General features: G+C 67.8%; 15 protein-coding genes and 1 pseudogene. 6 read left to right on the top strand and 10 right to left on the bottom strand.

The window, feature by feature from the left end; genetic code table 11:
- Positions 1 to 42: 42 nt before the first annotated feature.
- Positions 43 to 318, bottom strand: coding sequence for a winged helix-turn-helix transcriptional regulator (locus IM777_RS06890; protein WP_071043035.1), 276 nt, complete (start codon positions 316 to 318; stop codon positions 43 to 45).
- Positions 315 to 719, bottom strand: a complete 405-nt coding sequence (locus IM777_RS06885; protein WP_194385041.1) for a VOC family protein — start codon at positions 717 to 719, stop codon at positions 315 to 317. Before IM777_RS06885 ends, IM777_RS06890 begins: the two co-directional genes overlap by 4 nt.
- Before the next feature lie 124 nt (positions 720 to 843).
- Here IM777_RS06885 and IM777_RS06880 point away from each other — a divergent pair, with 124 nt between their 5' ends.
- Positions 844 to 1,812, top strand: coding sequence for a zinc-binding dehydrogenase (locus tag IM777_RS06880; RefSeq protein WP_194385040.1), 969 nt, complete (start codon positions 844 to 846; stop codon positions 1,810 to 1,812).
- Between the two features lie 53 nt (positions 1,813 to 1,865).
- Here the strand turns inward: IM777_RS06880 and IM777_RS06875 are convergent, their stop codons facing one another.
- Positions 1,866 to 2,756, bottom strand: coding sequence for an aldo/keto reductase (locus IM777_RS06875; RefSeq protein WP_071043030.1), 891 nt, complete (start codon positions 2,754 to 2,756; stop codon positions 1,866 to 1,868).
- Between the two features lie 190 nt (positions 2,757 to 2,946).
- Here IM777_RS06875 and IM777_RS06870 point away from each other — a divergent pair, with 190 nt between their 5' ends.
- A complete protein-coding gene (locus tag IM777_RS06870) occupies positions 2,947 to 4,638 on the top strand; it encodes a hypothetical protein (protein ID WP_194385039.1) in 1,692 nt (563 codons plus the stop codon).
- A 73-nt stretch (positions 4,639 to 4,711) separates the two neighbouring features.
- On the opposite strand, the gene IM777_RS06865 is transcribed toward IM777_RS06870, so the two are convergent.
- From IM777_RS06865 to IM777_RS17570, 3 genes and pseudogenes are all read right to left on the bottom strand, one after another.
- Positions 4,712 to 5,530, bottom strand: a complete 819-nt coding sequence (locus IM777_RS06865; protein WP_071043026.1) for an SDR family NAD(P)-dependent oxidoreductase — start codon at positions 5,528 to 5,530, stop codon at positions 4,712 to 4,714.
- Between the two features lie 128 nt (positions 5,531 to 5,658).
- A complete protein-coding gene (locus IM777_RS17505; protein ID WP_390178910.1) occupies positions 5,659 to 7,581 on the bottom strand; it encodes an Ig-like domain-containing protein in 1,923 nt (640 codons plus the stop codon).
- A gap of 18 nt (positions 7,582 to 7,599) precedes the next feature.
- Positions 7,600 to 8,648, bottom strand: a pseudogene (locus tag IM777_RS17570) (glycosyl hydrolase 53 family protein); the annotation flags it as partial.
- Positions 8,649 to 9,015: 367 nt separating this feature from the next.
- On the opposite strand from IM777_RS17570, the gene IM777_RS06850 reads away from it, so the two are divergent.
- Positions 9,016 to 9,267, top strand: a complete 252-nt coding sequence (locus IM777_RS06850; RefSeq protein ID WP_194385036.1) for a DUF2975 domain-containing protein — start codon at positions 9,016 to 9,018, stop codon at positions 9,265 to 9,267.
- A gap of 82 nt (positions 9,268 to 9,349) precedes the next feature.
- Positions 9,350 to 9,616, top strand: coding sequence for a helix-turn-helix domain-containing protein (locus tag IM777_RS06845; protein WP_194385035.1), 267 nt, complete (start codon positions 9,350 to 9,352; stop codon positions 9,614 to 9,616).
- 430 nt (positions 9,617 to 10,046) lie between these two features.
- Here IM777_RS06845 and IM777_RS06840 read toward each other — a convergent pair whose 3' ends face one another.
- A complete protein-coding gene (locus IM777_RS06840) occupies positions 10,047 to 10,670 on the bottom strand; it encodes a hypothetical protein (protein ID WP_194385034.1) in 624 nt (207 codons plus the stop codon).
- Between the two features lie 135 nt (positions 10,671 to 10,805).
- Here IM777_RS06840 and IM777_RS06835 point away from each other — a divergent pair, with 135 nt between their 5' ends.
- The gene (locus IM777_RS06835; protein WP_228480987.1) at positions 10,806 to 10,985 is read left to right on the top strand and encodes a helix-turn-helix domain-containing protein; all 180 of its coding nucleotides are present in this window, start codon (positions 10,806 to 10,808) and stop codon (positions 10,983 to 10,985) included.
- Between the two features lie 9 nt (positions 10,986 to 10,994).
- Here IM777_RS06835 and rhuM read toward each other — a convergent pair whose 3' ends face one another.
- Positions 10,995 to 11,924, bottom strand: a complete 930-nt coding sequence (gene rhuM, locus IM777_RS06830) for a type II toxin-antitoxin system death-on-curing family toxin (protein WP_194385033.1) — start codon at positions 11,922 to 11,924, stop codon at positions 10,995 to 10,997.
- Positions 11,925 to 11,995: 71 nt separating this feature from the next.
- Between rhuM and IM777_RS06825 the strand changes: the two genes are divergently transcribed.
- A complete protein-coding gene (locus IM777_RS06825) occupies positions 11,996 to 12,325 on the top strand; it encodes a hypothetical protein (protein ID WP_026095586.1) in 330 nt (109 codons plus the stop codon).
- Here IM777_RS06825 and IM777_RS06820 read toward each other — a convergent pair.
- Both IM777_RS06820 and IM777_RS06815 read right to left on the bottom strand, forming a co-directional pair.
- Positions 12,306 to 13,152, bottom strand: a protein-coding gene (locus IM777_RS06820) for an IS5 family transposase (RefSeq protein WP_233449959.1) whose coding sequence is annotated in 2 segments (ribosomal slippage) — positions 12,306 to 12,845 and positions 12,847 to 13,152 — 846 coding nt in all. Because the reading frame shifts where the segments join, the coding sequence is not laid out codon by codon here. The genes IM777_RS06825 and IM777_RS06820 overlap by 20 nt on opposite strands.
- Positions 13,153 to 13,347: 195 nt before the next feature.
- Positions 13,348 to 16,092: an AAA family ATPase gene (locus IM777_RS06815; RefSeq protein WP_194385032.1), complete on the bottom strand. Its 2,745-nt coding sequence runs from the start codon at positions 16,090 to 16,092 to the stop codon at positions 13,348 to 13,350.
- Between the last annotated feature and the right edge of the window lie 107 nt (positions 16,093 to 16,199).

The raw sequence follows: 16,199 nt of genomic DNA, 5'->3' as shown, positions 1-16,199 counted from the left end.
GCCACACCGTGAATCCTCCCCGGCGCGCGCGTCGGGGAGGATTCACGGTCGCACCCACCGCTCGAGAGCGTCGATGCTCTCCCGCAGCGCGAGGCCGCGATCGGTCAGCGCATAAGCCCGGGTCTTGTGCCGGAGCGGCAGGCGGGTCAGCACGCCCGCCTGTTCGAGTTCGCGCAGTCGGGTGGCGAGGATGTTGGTGGGCACTCCGAGGTCACGCTGCAGATCACCGTAGCGCTGTGGTCCGTCGAGGAGCCGGCCCACGATGAGCAGGGCCCACCGGGCGCCGACGACATCGAGGGCGGCGGCGAGGTCGCTCACTCCTGCGGACCGGCCTCCGGCTTCATCCAGAACGGCGAATAGTGATATCCGTCGGGGTCGTCGAACTGGCGCTGATACATGAACGGGTAGTCGTCGGTGTCCCCGACCCGCCCGCCCGCGGCGCCGGCGCGCTCGGTGAGTTCGTCGACCGCCTCACGGCTGCCGAGGTCGAACGAGACGGTCACTTTCGACGGTGTCTCGGCCCCGCCGATCAGGTCGTCGGTGCCGCCCACACTCGCGTACATCTCTCGACTGCCGAGCACGACGTACTGCCCTGGCGCGACCGCGAAGCACGACACGTTGTGGTCGGACATGTCAGGATCCATGGTCCACCCGAGGGCGGTGTAGAAGGCGGTCGAGCGTTCGACGCTCTCGACGGGGCACGTGATGAAGAGGCTCATACGCAAACACTTGCAAAAAGCAAGTATGCCGTCAAGATCACGGCGTCTGCGAGCCCACGGGCGACCTACGCTGGAAGACCGCGCGGCGCAATCGCGCCGAGACGGCCGACGAGAGCGAGACACCATGCGCGCAGCAATCCACCGCACCTTCGGAGCCCCGGAGGAGGTGCTCGCCATCGATGAGATCGACCGGCCCGAACCGGGCCCGGAAGAGGTGCGGGTGCGCATCGTGCTCGCCGCCATCCACAATCACGACCTCATGACCGTGCGCGGGCAGTACGGCGTCCTGCCTGATCTTCCGGCTCGCGCGGGAACCGAGGCGATGGGTCTGATCGATGCCGTCGGTGCCGACGTCGGAGACCGACAGGTGGGTCAGCGTGTCACCGCGAGCGGCCACGGCGTCTGGGCCGAGGAGGTCGTCCTGCCCGCCCGTGCGACGGTTCCCGTCGACGACGAGATCCCCGATGAGGTCGCCGCGCAGATGTTCGCGATGCCCATGTCGGCGCTCACGCTCCTCGACGACCTCTCGCTCGAGGCAGGCGAGTGGATGGTGCAGAACGCCGCCAACGGCGCCGTCGGACGACTGGTGGCGAGCCTGGCACCGAGTCGCGGCATCCGCGTGATCAACCTCGTGCGCCGGGCCGAGGCCGTCGACGAACTTGCCGCGGCCGGCATCCACGACGTCGTCGCCACTGATGACCACGACTGGCGCGAGCGCGTCGCCGCGCTGCTCGACGGCGCCAGCCCGCGCGCCGGCGTCGATTCCGTGGGAGGGAGCGCGGCGGGCGACGTGCTGTCGCTGCTCGGCGAGGGCGGCGAGCTCGTGGTCTTCGGAGCGATGGCTTCGCCCCGGCTCGATCTCGCCGTCGGTGACGTGCTGTTCCGCCGGACCAGGGTGCGGGGATTCTGGGGCGCCCGTCCCCGCGTCACCCCCGCGCGCCGCGGTGAACTCGCCGCGGAACTGCGCGCACGTCTGGCCGACGGCACGATCAACCTGCCGGTGTCATCCGTCCACGCTCTCGACGACATCACCGACGCGGTGCGCGCGAGCGGTGAGGCCGGCCGTGTGGGCAAGGTGCTCCTTCGCCCGTGAGCGCGGGTGAGGGATGCTGCTGCAACCCCACGTCCGCGGCAGCATCCCTCCGCTCAGACCTCCAGCCCCACAGCCGCCGAGCATCGGGAGAGCTCGTCGTCGCTCAGCTGCAGGTCGGCCGCCCGGGCACTGTCGGTGATGGACGCGGGTCGACGGGCGCCCGGGATCGGGATGACCACGTCCGCCAGCGACAGCTCCCACGCGAGCACGACCTGCTGGGGGCTGACGCCATGATCATCGGCGATCGCCGCGAAGGCGCCGAACCGCTCTCCGACGTCACGCGCCCCGCCGCCGGTGCCGCCGAGCGGGCTCCACGGCAGGAACGCTATGCCGTGTTCGGCGCAGTGCTGCAACTCGTCGTAGCTGCCGGGATGCTTCGGGGAGAACTCGTTCTGCACACTGACGAGCACTCCCTCGCCGAGCACCTGCCGGGCGATGTCGATCTCTTCCACGCTCGCGTTCGAGATGCCGATCTGCTGCACTTTGCCCTCCTCACGGAGGGTCTTGAGGTTGTCCATGATGTCGCCATAGACCATCCACCGATCCGGCCGGTGGTACTGGTACAGGTCGATCGCATCGATGCCGAGGTTCCGCAGCGACTTCTCCACCGCAGACCGCAGGTACGGCAGCGACCCGTCGCGACCGACACCGCCGTCCGCCTGGCGGACGATACCGCCCTTGGTGGCGACGACGATGCCGTCGGTGTCGCCGCCCCACGAGGCGAGGGCGTCGCGCACGATCTGTTCGTTGTGGCCCATCTCGGCATCGGCGGGCGCGTAGATGTCGGCGGTGTCGATCAGCGTCACCCCGGCGTCGAGGGCAGCATGGATCATCGCGATCGCATCATCGCGCGCGGGGTAGGTGTTGTCGCGATTCATCGACACCGGCATCGCACCGAGGCCGATCGCCGAGACGGTGTACGGGCCGAGCGTTCGATTCTTCATGGTTCTCCTTCGTCTCGCTCTCTCGAAAGAGGGATGCATCGCTCAGCCTCGCAGGTCGCTCAGCGGTGCGGAGGGGGTTGACGCGTTAACGTGGACCGGGGCGGAACCCGACCCGCCCTCCCGCCACACGAGGGCACCACGCGCACGGTCACGCCTCTCCTCCGGCCGGATGCCTCCCGAGAAAGACGCCATGCCGAACCGACGCTCCCCCTTCACCCGCCGCGCCGCGGCCGTCGCTCTGGCGACGGGGCTTCTCCTCACCGCGTGCACTGCGACCGTCGAAGACGACGCCGCGCCGACACCCACTCCCACGGCATCCCCTGATGCATCCGAGGGAAGCGCAGCGCCGCTCCCTGAAGCCTCCGCGACACCGACTCCCACGGCGACGACCACGCCGACGCCGTCACCCGAGGAGGATGTCACGACGCCGTGGACGCGTCCGTCCGCGCCCTACGGGGGAAGTCGCACGGTGCCGGCTCAGAGCGTCGACACCCACGAGGCAAGCGGATCCTCGCGCGACAACGGCTCCGGTTCGCCGTCGACCGGCGATGTCGACCCTGCACCCGAGCCCGTTCCCGCACCCGAACCCGATACGGATCCCGAGCTGTCGAAGACCCACGACGACACCGTCGAGATCCGCAGCGACCTGGGTGAGATCTCGTTCGCGTACGACGGCGCATCGTCCGGCGAGGACTTCGCCTACCAGGGACAGAGCTGGGACAGCGGCGACAATCGTCTGACCCTCGATGTGCAGGGAACGCACGACGGTGAGGACTCCGTCGCATCCTGGTACAACGGCCAGACCGGGGGCGCCGCCGTGCACACCGACATCGACACGAACGACGAGCCGCAGGAGCTCCACTACGCTTTCTGCGGCACGCTGACGTTCCTCGACTACGGCTCCGCATCCGTCGAGACCTGCTTCGGGCAGGGTGACAGCGGTCTGGAGAACAACTGGTGGATGGGCGGAGCGGACTTCGGGCGAGTCGGTGGCATCTGCCACGTCGATGCCCATGCCGCCGACGCCCAGGCCACGAGTCTCGTGGCCTGCCTGGACTCCGACGGCCTGTCCTCGAACGAGTTCGAGGTGAGCATGGGCGATGCGCACGCAAACTACTTCTCGCTCTACAGCCTCTCCGACCTGCCGCCGCTTGCTCTGGCCCCGCTCGGAACGGCGATCACGAACTTCGTCGACAGCGATCCGCCGAACCTCACCACGGCTGAAGCGATCGCGCTGAAGGCGTTCGCCGCCAAGCTCGCCGACGCGAGCCTCGAGCTGCCGACCTCGTGGTCGGTGTCGTGCGACGGATGCGCATGGTCGATCACCGACAACCAACTGTGGGCGGGAGTGCACGACACGACCTCCTACGCCGGAGTTGCGTGGAACACGTTCCTGCACAATTACGAGGTCAACAACTACAGCGTCAACGTCACAGCGAGCCGCGAAGCCAGCTCGGGCGTCGCTGAGTGGTTCGACGGGCAGGTCGGATCGGACGGCACCATGATCGGTGCGGGCGTCAACCAGGGAACGACATCCCCCGGCGAGCTGAATTTCGCGTTCTGCGGCGAGCTGGCCGCGCACGGCGGCACGCTGTCGGGCAGCATACCGCTGTGCCTGGGCCAAGGGTCGAACCACGACGACGGCGAATCCAACAACTGGTGGGTCGGCGGAACGGGCTGGCAGGCGCCGCACGTGGACTCCGACGCCGCCGTCGAGATGCTCGCCGCCGCGATTCCCGGGGCGGATCCGGAGATGTTCCTCGGCACCGAAGTGCGGATGATGATCCATCCCGAGCACGCGACGGCCGTCTTCGTGCTCAGTGGCACAGCGGCTCTCGGCGCCGCGGTCGACGGATTCGGCTTCGTGGTCGGGCTCGGTTGACCACGATTCACCGGAGCACGTGACGCGAAGGCCACGCCATCCTCTCCCGTGTGCCGCGCGGATGCGGCCGTGCTCAGAGACCGACCAGCTCGGCGCTGCGGTCCCAGAGGGCGCGCGCGAGCGCCGGATCCTCCGCGTCACGATGCGGCCGGGCGAGGCGATTGTTCACGTAGTACCCGCCGCGCTCCCAGTCGAAGCCGGGCTTTCCCATCGCCATCCACGTCAGCTTCGACCCTCCGACGTCCGTGCCGTCGAGGATGCGGTTGAACAGGTCGTTCTGATAGAGCATCCGCCACGGACCCCGCGCGGCAGCCGCGAAGCCGGTCGCCACCGCGCCCGGGTGGAACGACACCGCCGACACTCCCGCCTCCCCGAACCGACGATGCAGCTCCTTCGTGAACAGCACGTTCGCGAGCTTGCTGTTGCCGTACGCGCGCCCCGCCGAGTAGCGCCGGCGCGCCTGCAGATCGTCGATCGCGAACCGAGAGAAGCGCTGGGCCTGGCTCGATGTCTGGATCACCGACGCCTGTGAGGTGCGAAGCCGCTCCACGAGCAGATTCGTGAGCAGGAACGGCGCGAGATGGTTCACCTGGAAGGTGAGCTCGTATCCGTCCCGGGTCTCCGTGCGCTCGCCGAACACGCCTCCGGCGTTGTTGGCCAGCACGTCGATGCGCGGATACTGCTGCAGGAGCGTCTCCGCCAGATCACGCACCTGCGCCAGATCGGCGAAGTCCGCGACGTGCGACGGCACATCCAGCCGCTTCGCGACGGCCGCGGTCTTGTCGGGATCGCGGCCGACCACGATCACCTGCTCCCCCGCCTCGTGAAGCTGGCGCGCCGATGCCGCGCCGATTCCGTCGCTCGCCCCGGTGATGATGATCGTGCGTGTCATGATTCTCCGCTCGTTCTCGACTCGCGGCCATGCTTCGCGAGCGCGGCGACGGTGGCAAGGCCTCCCTCCCGGCCCCAGCGATGCGCTATGGCGCGGTGCCGCCGACGGACACCGCGCCATGGCGACGGTCAGGAACCTGTCTGCTCGCGACGAGCGCGGCGGAGGGAGGCGACGACGAGGGCGCCTCCGAGAGCCAGCAGTCCGAGCGCACCCGCCAGCGCACCCGTCATGCTCGGGGCTCCGGTCTGCGCGATCTCGCCGGAGGGCGATCCCGAGACCCCACCTTCCGCTTCCTCGTCGGTGCCGTCGCCGCTCGAACCGTCGGTGTCGCCGCCGGTTGCGTCTGCGTCGGAACCGCCCGACCCGCCGTCGGATCCGCCCGAGTCGCCGTCACCCGTATCCGTTGCAACGAGCGTGAAGGCGTCGAGGTAGCCCCAGTCACCGTCATCCCCGAGACCGCGGACGCCCACCGTGACCGTCGCGGCCTCGTCGAGCACGATCTGAAGCGTGGGTCGGTCCCACGTCGGCCAGCCGCTCAGGGTGAACGCCTGCGTCTGCTCCACACCGCCGACGCTCGCGACGAGGTCGATCTGAGCCGGATCGCCCACGTCGCTGCCACCCATCGCCGCGGCGGACAGCTCGTAGGTGCCCGCAGGCAGGTCGACATCCTGGAGCGCGGTGAACGCGTACGGCTGCCCGTCGACGTAGTAGTTCAAGGCGTATTCACCCTCATCGCCGTCGGAACCCGCCGACGCGGTGACCCAGAAGGAGCCCTCGTCTTCCGGCCAGGGGTCCGCTTCGATCGTCCACGGCGTGACGTCGTCGATACCCTTCTCGAACCCGCCGTTGGCGATCTCGTTGCGCGCCGTCACGACGATCTCGGCCCGAGCCGTCCAGCCGTTCTCGGTGACACCGGTCACGGTGTACGTGCCGGGACCGGCGATCGCGTCCAGTCCGTCGTTCCAGGTCACCGCCTCGGTGGTCGTCGAATCGTCGTAGGCGACCACGGTGACCTCGTCGGGAAGGTCGATCGGCTCGCCGTCCACGACGGTCAGTTCGACGGTGCGCACGGTCGGATCGGGGATGCTTCCGTCTCCGGCTTCGAGGTCGTCGATGGCCGTGCGCAGGGCCGCGGCCGCAGCATCCACGGATGCCTGGCTCGGCGACGACGCGTCGAGGATCACCTCGGCGCGGGTCATGGCCCGGTCGAAGGCCAGCAGCGAGGCCGCCGTCCACCCGTCGCGGTCGATGGCCGCGCCCTCCGTGTACACCGCCTCCAGAGCTGACGTGTCGGCTTCGACCACGGGGGTCACCTCGACGAGCTCGAACTCGTCGATCGTGCCCCAAGCGCCGTCCTTGAGGGAGAACGTCGCGGAGACCGTGACGCTCTGCCCCTCGGCGACCGTGACGATCGGCGTGCGCGGGTTCTGCCACCCCTCGTAGCCGCTCAGCGTGAACGGCGCCGACGCGCTCTCGATGCCCGAAGCCAGCGAGATCGAGGTCGCCTCGCCGGCGACCGCGGCGCGTCCCTGCGCCTGCGCCGAGAGGCGGTAATCGCCGGCGGAGACACCGGTGATCTCCTGAGAGATCGTGAACGAGAAGTCGCCGCCGGCGCGATACCAGTGCGTCGAACGCGTACCCGCGAACGGGTCGTCGGTCGCGCTGATCGTGTAGCCCGTGCCCGTTCCCGTCCACGGAGCGACGCCGTCTTCGAACCCGGGGTTCGCGAGGAGATTCTGCCCGTCGGCGTCGCCGTCGAGAACGGTCACCGTCAGCGTCGACTCGAGGCCCGCATCCGTCGTTCCCGGCACCTCGTAGGTGCCCGCGCCGACGAACCAGGACTCGTGCCCCTGCCAGGTCACATCCTGCTGCTCGGTCGTGCCGTCGGTGTACGACACCGCGACCGTCTCGGGGAGCGACCACGACTGGCCATCGACGACAGTGATCTCCGGCGAGGCGACGGTATCGACATCGCGCGGGCCGACGGTGCCGTAGCGCACGTAGTCCCATACCCGCAGCGACTCCAGCGGTCGACCCTCGAAGTCGAACATCGCCTGGTTGTCCCAGCCGGACCCGCCGTAGTTCGCCGCCGCGTCGGCGCTGTAGTCGGCGGCGTGAGACGAGGCCCAGCCCGATCCGAATTCCTCCCACAGCAGCCGGTTCTGCTCGATCTCCTCCGGCGGACCGACGGGGAGCCACGCCGGCTCCCAATAGAAGACGCCGAGACCGGCATCCCCGACCTTCGCGACCGCTTCGATGACATCGCGCACCGCGAGAGCCTGGCCCTGCACCGACGTGGAGTACTGGTCGTACGCGGTGCGGATGTTGTTGGGGTACCCGTCGCCGTCTTCGAGCGTGTACGCCCACGAGGTCTCGGCGACGATCACGTCCTTGCCATAGGTCTCGGCGACACCGGCCAGCTGGCTCGTGAGGTTCTCCAGCGTTCCGTGCCAGTACGCGTAGTAAGACGACGCGAACACGTCGTAGTCGATGGGCTGCACGCCCTCGGTGGCCGGATCGGTGTCGTACGTGGCGAGACTGTCCGCGAGGGAGCCGTAGTTGCCGCGCTCGGGGTTGGTGAAGTGGATCGCGATCTTCACGTCGTCGCCGAGCGCATCCCGCACACCCCGCGAAGCGGCGTCGAAGAGCTGCCCGGATTCCGGCCACGCCGTCTCGGCGAGCAGCAGACCGGAATTCTCGTTCCCGATCTGAACCATCCCGACATCGACGCCGGCGTCGTCCATGCGGCTGAGGGTGTCGACGGTGTAGTCGTACATCGCGTCGGCGCGCTCGGCGGTCGTCATGCCCTCCCACGCCTTGGGCAGCGGCTGCTGCCCGGGATGTGCCCAGAAGTCGGAGTAATGGAAGTCGACGAACACGCGCATCCCGGCAGCGGTCGAACGCAGCCCGATCTCGGTCGCGCGCTCGGCGTCGACGGTGCCGCCGCCGTAGCCGTGCCGTCGGCGTCGTAGGGGTCGTTCCAGACGCGGATGCGGGAGTAGTTCACGCCCGCATCCGCGAAGACGTCGAACACGTCGGCCTCTTCGCCGTCGAAGTCCCGGAAGGTCACCCCCGACTCCTCGAGCGACAGGATCGACGAGGCGTCCACCCCGTTCATGAAGTCCGCGCTCAGGCCCTCGACCACCGGGACCGTGATCCCGGCTTCGACCGGCTCGTCCGCCGCCGCGGTGGCCGCGGTGGCGAAGGCGCTCACCGTTCCCGCTATCGCCGCTGCCGCGACCAGGCGTGCTCGCTGACGTGTGACCATGAAGGTTCCTCTCGATCGTCGTTGATCCGGCAAGCCGCGCAGCGCGCGGGTCAGGTCGATGGCGGCATCTCGGCTCCCGGCGTGACCGGCGCCGTCGACACGTGACTGTGAGCGGTCACAGGATTGGGGGCACGAATGCCTGTGACCGGTCACAGTCAAACACACGCGATGCGCGATGCCAAGGGTGAATTCGGGATGCGCGACCAGAAGCGTGCTCGTGCTCGGCATCGTCTGTCTGCAGGTGTGCGCCGTCTGCATCCTGATCCTTCTCACACGGGTACGTCGCGGATCGGTCTTCCGCCCCTCGTCGTTCCGCTACGTGGACGCGATCGCGTGGTCCGTCTTCGCGGCGGCGCTCGTCAGCGCTGCCGTCGCCGCGCTGCTCGCCCCCGGCGGCATCGCGCCCGGCGTCGTCGCTCTCATCTGCGGCGTCGCGCTCGTGCTCGGCGGTGTCGCCTCATCGTCGTGATCATGAAAGCCCTGCTCCGGCAGGCGACGCAGCAGGAGGTCGATCTCGGAGTGCTCCGCGCCCAGCTCGACGAGGTCGTCTGATGCCGATCGTCATCGACATCGACGTCATGCTCGCGCGCCGCAAGATGGCCGTCGGCGTGCTCGCCGAACGCGTCGGCATCACGCCGGCGAACCTGGCTGTGCTGAAGAACGGACGAGCCAAGGCGGTGCGCTTCTCCACCCTCGACGCCCTGTGCGATGTCTTGGAGTGTCAACCGGGTGACCTGCTGCAGTGGGTCCCGCCCGAGCAGGCGGCATCACCGGCAGAGACGTCGTCGGCCGATGCAGCCGCTCCCGTCAGCCTTTGAGGTATACCGTCGCGGTCTCGGTGAAGAAGTCCCGTGCGGCGGCACTGTTGAAACACATGAAGGCCCCGGGATCCGCACGCCGTGACGCGGGATTCCGGGGCCTCCTCGAGGTGACAACGGTTGTGGAGATGGGGGGAATCGAATGAGGCTTGGGGCATGTGAACGACCCGCATTCGGCGCCGAAAACCGCTGAATCCTGCGGCTGTCGAGGGCATGCGCCGACAGGAACATGCAAGAAGAATCGCCCACATTCATGGCAAATGCGGGCGATATGTGGGCGATCCGACGGAGGAGATTTCTCAACATCGAATCGATGGAGATCGGGGAGTTGACCAAGGCCGCAAACGCCGCCGCGTGGCTGATCCCCGGCTTCAGTCAAGGCTACGCCGCTCGCGCTCGCGAATCCATCCGAGTCGCAGCGACGCGGGAATCACATGCCGATCGAGGGGCCGGAACGCGAGGGGCTCGAGCCCGGCACCCGGTGTGGCCCCGTCATCCGTCGCTGCTCGTCCTGCTGCATGCGGTTGTAGGTCTCACGGGTGATCAGATCTGCAGCCAGCCCCTGCTGGCGCGCCCGAGCCATCATCCGGGTCGCAGTGCTGACGCTCACGTTGAGGTAGTCCGAGACGAACTTGAGCGGAGCGAGATTGATGGTGGATGCAATCCGGTACAGGACGATCGCCTGGTCGCGAGCCTCGGTCGGCGTGCGATCGCTGTGTGCCCTCACGTCTGCGAGATAGGACGACAGCGGCTGGAACTCGCCGCCCTCTCGTGCGACCGTGACAATCCGGAACGCGGATGCCGCGACGAGCCACTGGACCCGCGCTTCGCGCAGCACCTGCGCCGTGACCTCATCGCCCTCGCCGACGCGGTCGACACGAACTGTCGCGGCTACCGCGCGACGCAGGGCGTGGTCGTATTCGCCGTGGAGTCGGATGGCGCCAGGCACGCCGGGCTCACCCGTCACGATGACGTCCCAGGCAGTCGGGATGCTGATGCCATCGCCTACCTCGACTCGCTCGGGCGCGATCGACTCGACGACAAGTTCGGTCATGCGGCGAGTCTGCCATGCGCATTTCTGGAGGGCAATGCGTGACGTGAAGAATTCATGTCGCGCATTGCTCACTTCGGGTGTACGGTGTGCGCAAGTGCTGTCACGCACTGCGCAAACACCATGGGAGATGGAACGATGAACCAGACATCGACGTCGCTCGCGTTGACGATGAAGGCTGCTGCAGAACTCGTCGGCGTGGACTACCGCACGATCAAGCTCGGCATCGACAGCGGGACGATCCCGACTGTCCAGCTGGGTCCCCGGCGAATGATCCCGAGGGCTGCATTGCTGAGGATCTTCGGCGTCGAGCCCTGACTACTCGGGTCAGCCTTCGCCGGCGAGCATGCTCACGAGAAGAGCGATCATCAGTTCCTTCTCTTTCGGGTCGCTCATCGCGACCATGAGCGTGATCGCTGCCAGCGCGTTGTTGGAGATCCGCGCCACGCCGCGCGCGTCATCGAGCACCTGGTTACGGGCGAGGAAGTGCACGAACAGCGCCGCCGCGCTGCGCTTGTTCCCGTCGGTGAGCGGGTGGTCCTTCACGACGAGGTAGAGCAGATTCGCCGCCTTCTCCTGCACCGTCGGGTACAGATCCACTCCCCCGAATCCCTGATAGATCGTCGCCACCACACCGCGCAGCGCGTCGCCCCGTTCGCCGCCGAACAGCGCGTCGACCGGAAACTCCGCCCCGACTTCGTCAATCACCGCCCGCGCCTCGTCATAAGTCAGCGTCCAGGTCGGCACATCGCCGTCAACAACCGGGATCTCGCCCTCGTCGTAGTCGCGGAGCGCGCGCAGGCTCGGCAGATATCTGGCGACGACTTCGGCTACCCCGGCAACGAGCTGATCAGTCGACCGCGACAGAACCTTCACAAGCGAGTCGAGCTCCAGGAGCCGGCGCTCGTTGGTCGCGACTCCCTTCAGCATGTATCTCTTGAGCACATCGGTCGACCAGCGGCGGAACTCCACAGCGCGGGCGGAGTTTGCGCGATACCCGACTGCGAGGACGACGTCGAGGCTGTAGAACGTCACCGGCCTGGCGACCCCAGCAATATGCACTTTTTGCATATTGCTCTCGGAGTCCACCTCATCCGACCGCAGGATGTTGCGGATGTGGCGCGAGACGCCCGACTGATCGATCCCGAACAGCTGCTCGATGTCAGCCTGCGACGCCCACACGGCCTCACCCTCCGTGCGCAGCTCGAGGGACACCACACCATCCATGGACTCGAAGATCTCGATCGCCGACGTCATTCGCCTAGGGCGTGTTGATCAAGAAGGTGCGGGGTGGCCAGCCGCCGTGAGTTGCGCGGGAGAATGGGCGTGTGAAGATCCAGGTGCTGCATATCGAGGATTGCCCGAATTGGCAGGAGGCGGGCGATCGAGTACGGCTGGTGCTCGACTCGATCGGACGGGGCGATGTTCCGGTGGAGTTCGTGTTGATCCGCACCGAGGCTGAGGCGGTGAGCTCTGGTTTCGCGGGCTCGCCCACGATTCTTCTGGACGGTCAGGACTTGTTCCCGTCCCAGGGGAACACTGCCGACTTGGCGTGCAGGGTCTATCTGACCGAGCGCGGCTTTGCGGGTGCGCCGACGGTGGGACAGCTTGAGCGCACGCTGCAGGAGCGCGAAGCGCTCAGCGGAGATCGGTCTTGATCCAGATCAGCGCCGCGGCGAGGCTGACGGCGGCTCGGTAGTTGCGGGCGAGTTTGTCCGAGCGCATCGCGATGCCGCGCCACTGCTTGAGACGGTTGAAGCAGCGTTCTACGACGTTGCGTCCCTTGTAGCGTTCCTTCTGCTTGTCGCCGAAAGCGATCGGCCGGCCCGGCTTCTTGCGGCGGTGCGCGATCTGGTCGTCCCGCTCGGGGATGGTCGCCGCGATCCTCCGGTCGCGGAGCCAGGCGCGGTTCGCCCTTGAGGGGTACCCCTTGTCGGCGAGCACCCGGTCGGGGCGGGTGCGGGGGCGGCCCTTCCCGTCGCGGGGAACGCGGATGTTCTCCAGCACCGCGCTCATCATCGTGGTGTCGTTGATGTTCCCGGCGGTGATCATCATGCTCAGCGGCCGGCCGCGGCCGTCGCAGACCAGGTGCAGTTTGGTCGTCAGCCCGCCGCGGGAGCGTCCGATCCCGTGATCAGGCGGCTCGGACCACGGATTCTTGTGATTCGGCACAGCCCCCTGTGTCCCGGGCGAGGGTCGCGCCGTGCTGATGCACGCGCGCGATCGTGGAGTCGATCGAGACGACCCAGTCGATTTCCCCAGCGGCGTCGGCCTGCTTCTGCACCTCGGTGAGCAGCTTCTGCCAGGTGCCGTCCCCGGCCCACCGGTTGAACCGCTTGTAGATCGAGTTCCACTTCCCGAACCGTTCCGGAACGTCACGCCACGGCGCACCGGTCCGGTACTTCCACGCCATCCCCTCGATAGCGAGCCGGTGATCCGTCCACGGCCGCGACCGACCGGTCACCGTCGGCATCAACGGCTCCATCACGGCCCACACCTCGTCAGAGATCTCCTGTCGCGTCACCGTTCAAGACTCACCCACCGAGGAGCGGAACCTCTTGATCAACACGCCCTAGTTCACCATGAGCGGCCGACAACGGAGCGCGATCGCACCGGGTCTGTTGCTCCGACGTCTTTCGCGCGGGCGATGGCATCGGTACGCGAGTCAGGACTGCCTCCGTCAGATCGACATCCCACGCCCCGCGCTCGGCGCAACGTGAGGCCCGCGGGTGAAGGCCTCGTGTCGATCTCGAACCTGCGCAGCCCGCTGCATCTCTGCCTGGGCTGCGCGCACGGCGTCCTGCATCGTCAGCTCCGTGGTGCCGCGCAGCATGCAAGTCGCGACGTTCGCGCGCGCGGCGCGGCCGGTGGGTGCGACAGTGACCACCTCGTTGTGCTCGCGTCCACGGGTGAGGCCGACGTAGAGGCCGGCGGCGTCCACGTCAGGGCCGACGATCGAGGCATCCACCGTCTCGCCCTGGATGCCGTGCACGGTCGACGCGTACGCGAGTTGCACGTGCTCGAGCGCGTAGACGCGTGTGACCTTCCGCACGTCGCCGCTGTCGTTGACGGATCGCAGCAGCAGCGAGTCTTCGGCGATCTTGCTGACGACCCAGGTGGCGCGATTCTCCACCCCCACACGACGATCGTTGCGGCGCGTCTGAACGGTGTCGCCGACGAGGATGCGCTGCTCCCCCATGCCCCACGCGAGAACGGTCGGGTCCAGTTCCCCGCGATCGACCCGCCGCTGCTGGATCTCGTCGTTGAGTGCGCCGGCGTCGCTATTGGCGCCGGTGACGAGCGCGACACGCTTGCCGCGCGCCTGCCATGCGAAGTAGGCGTCGATCATGTGCCGATGGGCATCCTCCGCATGGTCGACTCGTGTCAGGTGCCCGCGTTCGTCCAGTCGGCTCGCGATACGCGCCGCGTGCTCGGCATCGTCGGGATGCCGCAGCTCGAGCGTGAGGGCCGCGTACTCGGCATCCGCAAATCGGTGCACCGCGTCCAGCTCGACCGCGGCGCAAGCGTGCCGGACGGCGGCAGCCATGGCACCCACGTGTCCGACGGGGAGGGCTTGATAAGGGTCGCCGACCATGGCGACGCCGACACCGCGCTCGTGGGCGAGTTCTGCGAGCGCGTTCGCGACCTGCAGGTCGACCATGCCGGCCTCGTCGACGACAATGCGGTCCCGCGCGCGCAGGACGAAGCTCGTCGGGCCGTCGTAGATCGCTCCGGTAGCAGCATCCACGTCGCCGATCGACAGTCGATGCCAGGTCGTGGCACCCGCGGCATCCGTGCCCCACCGGAATCCGTGATCCGCGAGGAGCGCGTGGATGCTGGTTGCGGCCGCGCCGACCTCGCGCGCTGCAACCGAAGCCGCCTTGCGCGTGGGCGCGACGATGAGCATGCGTCGGCGTTGCGCGCTCAGCGCGCGAAAGACGACCCGCAGCATGGTCGTCTTGCCTGCACCGGCCGGCCCGGTGACGGCGACCAGGCCGTCGCTTCCGGCGATCGCGGCTGCGGCGACGAATTGCGCCGAGTCCAGTTGGCCGCACTCCCCACCGGCCTGCTTTCGCAGTTCGGTGGGGAGGAGGGAGCGTCCGGGCGTTGCGATTCGGTCGAGCCGGTGCGAGAGGAAGATCTTCGACCTCATCGTTTCGGTCGCCATGAAGACCTTGACGTGCGCGGGGGCGTCGGCCCCGCCTCCGAGGTCGACCGACTCGCGCAGCGCTCGTGCGGTGACGTCGTCGATCACCTGATCGAGGTCGGCACGCGCGGCGACGATTCCACTGCGTGAGAGCGCGCGGATGGCGCCGGCGCGCACGTCGAAAGCACTGAATCGCCCACTGGAGCCCACAGAGCGCCCGTCCGCGTCGACGATCGCCATCGCCGCGAGCAGGTCACGATCGAGCACCGCAGGATCGACGTGATCGAGTTCGACCGTGGCGCGCTCCTGGCGCAGGGTCTGATCGATCTCGGCGATCTCGTCGCGCACGACTGCTTCCCACGAGCCTTCATCGAGGCCCTGGGGCTTGTTCGGCCTCGACACCGCCCACGCGCGCCGATCGATCTGCGTCAGCGCGTCCATGCTGGGCGCGGACCCGCCGTGAGCAGACGTCCATTCAGCGATCAGGCGTGCACGGTTGGCTTCGATCTGCGCGGACCGACGAGACAGCGGGCGCACGGTAGCGGCCAGCTCAGCGATCTCGCCGTCGATCCCGATCGTGTAGCCGTGGCGGGCCAGCGCTGCGATCCACTCAGGATCGGTGCGCGCAGCAAGCTCACCTTCGGCATTCACAACGGTGTGCAGCTTCATCGCGACTCGGGAGTCGACGTTCGACCACCTGCCGTCGGCGCCGAGCACCTTCACGTTGAGCCACAGATGACGATGGATGTGCGGGTCAAGCGCGCGCGAACGGCGGTGCTGCAACTCGACAACCTCGAGCCGGGTGATGTCTTCGCGGATGAGCCCGTTGTGTCCACGTCGGGCATTGAGTTGCCGCTGCCAGGTGAGGAGCACTTGGTCTCTCAGCCGGTCCTGCAGCGCTTCGAACTCTCGTGCGAGCCCAGGATGCAGAAGCGCGGCGATGCTGTAGGACTTCGGGTGATTGATCGTCCCGTCGAGCACCAAGTCAGCGTCGGGACTCAACCGCTGACGGCCTCGTTCCTCCCCCGTGATCGGATCGTGGCCGGTCAGCCATACGCGGAGTCCACCGGCGGTCAACTCGTCGCTCGAGATGGCACCGTTCTCCACGATGAATCTCGATACGGTCGCACCTGAGACATCGCTGTAGTTCTCGAGCGCTTCGACACCGTAAAGGTGCGGGAGGTGAGCATCGCAGGTGCCCTCCATCGCGTACGCGATCGCGTGGCGGACCCCGCGCGAATTAGCACCCCGTTTCCAACGCTCCAGGCCACCTCTCATGGCGCCAGGGTACGACCGGTTTTCTCGATTATCCAGGGATTTTTCCGAAGTGTAGCCAAGTGGCGGCGGATGCAGATTTGTGCATGCGGACCGGCCGCGGTCATCCC

The organism is Microbacterium luteum (assembly GCF_015277875.1).
GTDB lineage: Bacteria > Actinomycetota > Actinomycetes > Actinomycetales > Microbacteriaceae > Microbacterium > Microbacterium luteum.
The sequence above is the reverse complement of the archived record's forward strand: the minus strand, read 5'-3'. Positions and strand labels throughout refer to the sequence as shown.